The 1345-nt window shown below is 39.6% G+C and carries 1 protein-coding gene; it reads left to right on the forward strand.

Translation table 11 applies throughout. The features are described from left to right. Positions 1–549: 549 nt before the first annotated feature. On the forward strand, positions 550–1089 hold the full coding sequence (locus QUA13_RS32470; RefSeq protein WP_333205206.1) for a Uma2 family endonuclease: 540 nt from the start codon (positions 550–552) through the stop codon (positions 1087–1089). Positions 1090–1345 lie beyond the last annotated feature (256 nt).

Genomic DNA, 1345 nt, shown 5'->3' on the forward strand with positions numbered 1-1345 from the left:
TGTGTCCTATTCTATGACACTGTGTGTACCCCGTTTCATTTATTTTCCTCTGCTACCCCTACTTATTGAGCCGATACAAGTAAAGGATATATTTCAATAACAGATGCTGTAGCATCATAGGAGTTGGAAATTAGTTCTCTAATTACTTCACATGGATCTTTCCTATTAACAGATAATTCTAATAAAGTATGTTTGTAATTAATCCCGCAACGAATTTTACGAGTTTTTTTCGTCATAATAAATTAAACCCACAAAATTTTTTAATTTGTTATGCTATTGGGTAAAACTTAACTTTATCATCACTCAGTAGATTTGTCAAGCATTGCCAATAACAAATAAATCAGGAGTTGAGATACATGGTCAATGCTGAAAAACTGGTCTGAAGAAAGGCGTTATCAAAAACATAACCGAAAACTGCTTGATAACTGAGGATGTGGAGTTGGTGATATTTGTCTTTTTTGTGGTCAAAGTGCGCTCGCCAAGTGCGATCGCCCTTCCCGATAGCTCATAATAGTAACAAGTAAGTTTACTAAAAGCGAATAAATAACTATGGTCACTGCTACTGCTACACAGAAGAATTTTACTTTAGAAGACTTCATGGCTAATCCCCCCGACAACATGGAATGGGTGGACGGACAACTCGTGGAGAAAAATGGAGCCACGCTCAAGCATGGTAAAATTCAATCAAGCCTGGGTTGTGCTTGGGCAAATTACATGATTTCCAGCAAACAAGGAGGAGAAGTTTATATTTCACCACCTTGCCGCACTAACCAACAAATTCGCCGCCCAGATGTGGCTTATCTCACACCAGAATTAGTTGCACAATCTGGCAATCTTGCCACTTTACCCCAAAGTTTTTCTTTAATTGCCGAAATAGTTTCACCCACCGATATCGCTGAAGATGTCTTTCTCAAAGCACAAGAATATTTACAATCTAGCTGTCAGGAAGTTTGGTTAGTTTTTCCCGAAAGTCATTTAGTATTTGTGATGACTCAAAATCAAATATTGACATTTAGAGCCGGCGATACCGCCAGCACCCAACAAATCCTGAGCGGTTTTAGCATCGATGTCGATCGATTGCTAGCTTAAACTAAATTCTACAACCTTTCATGTAGCAGGACGCAACACAAAACTCTCCTCCAACCGTTCCACCAGTTCTTAAATCAAATTGCTACAATATTCTTAAGACTCCCCCAGTCCGCGTAGGCGGACTTCGTTTGTAGAGCCTCGGAATTCTATTCGGTGGTATTGAATTAATATCCCACCACTCGGGCACTGTTCTCTTAAGGCGTGAGTGCTAGGATATTTGTGCAGCATAGAGTACAAGCTTATGAAGTGTATCCAT

The sequence above is a fragment of the Microcoleus sp. S28C3 genome, assembly GCF_036700785.1.
Taxonomy (GTDB): domain Bacteria; phylum Cyanobacteriota; class Cyanobacteriia; order Cyanobacteriales; family Microcoleaceae; genus Microcoleus; species Microcoleus asticus.